The sequence below is a fragment of the Xenorhabdus bovienii genome (genome assembly GCF_024721015.1).
Lineage (GTDB): Bacteria > Pseudomonadota > Gammaproteobacteria > Enterobacterales > Enterobacteriaceae > Xenorhabdus > Xenorhabdus bovienii.
In genome coordinates, this window is sequence record NZ_JANAIF010000246.1 from 1 (window position 1) to 932 (window position 932).

1 protein-coding gene is annotated in these 932 nt (G+C 39.4%); it reads left to right on the forward strand.

From position 1 onward, the window contains the following. Positions 1–697: IS630 family transposase (locus NXS07_RS20350; protein ID WP_258087558.1), on the forward strand; the 697-nt coding region annotated here is incomplete at its 5' end. Positions 698–932: the final 235 nt, after the last annotated feature.

Below are 932 nucleotides of genomic sequence, written 5' to 3' on the forward strand. Positions count from 1 at the left end.
TATCATTCAAATCAAAGAACTGATAAAAGTGAAATTCTCGAAAAGCCCCTTTTATCGTTATTTATGCCAGGCGGGTATCGTTTGGAGGAGAGCCGCTCCCACCTTGAAATTACCTGACCCCGAGTACGATGAGAAAATGGCAAAAATCACGGAAGCCTTGTCCAATTCCTCAGAGCCCCATCCGGTTTTTTATGAAGATGAAGTCGATATTCACTTTAATCCGAAAATCGGTTCAAGCTGGTATTTCAAGGGACAACAGAAACGGATCGCTACACCCGGGAAAAACCAAAAACATTATCTTGCGGGTTGTCTAAACGCCCTGACAGGGAAAATCACTTATGTCGGAGGTTTAAATAAAAACTCTGAATTATTTATCAATCTGTTAGATGAGATAAACCGCCAATATAGCTCTGCAGAAACAATCACCCTAATCCTAGATAATTATGGCATTCATAAAAGCCGGAAAGTCATGGATTGGCTGGCCAGAAATTCTAAATTTAATCTCTTATTTTTACCCGCCTACTCACCTTGGCTGAATAAAATTGAACGCCTATGGCAATCTCTACATGAAACGGTAACGCGGAACCATTGCTGTCAGTTTATGTGGCAGTTGATTAAGTGTGTGCAAGTTTTCATGGAATCAGCCTCATTGCAGCAACAGCAGAAAATGAAAAAAGGGGGTGTATCACTATTATGAAACTTTATTTAGATTAGCACCATCTCGTTCATTAATTTTCAACATTATTTGAGGCGATGGAGTATTTGCAGGGAAAAGATAGAGAAGTTTAGGGGTGGGTTGAGGAACATTCCAAAACACCAAATCTATTTTTTCTCCTTTTTTATACAACTTAATAGACCTGAGGTTTGCTTAAGAAGGGAACTAAGTGCCTGAGGCACGATCAAAGTTTTTGTCAAAGAAAACAAAATCGTGG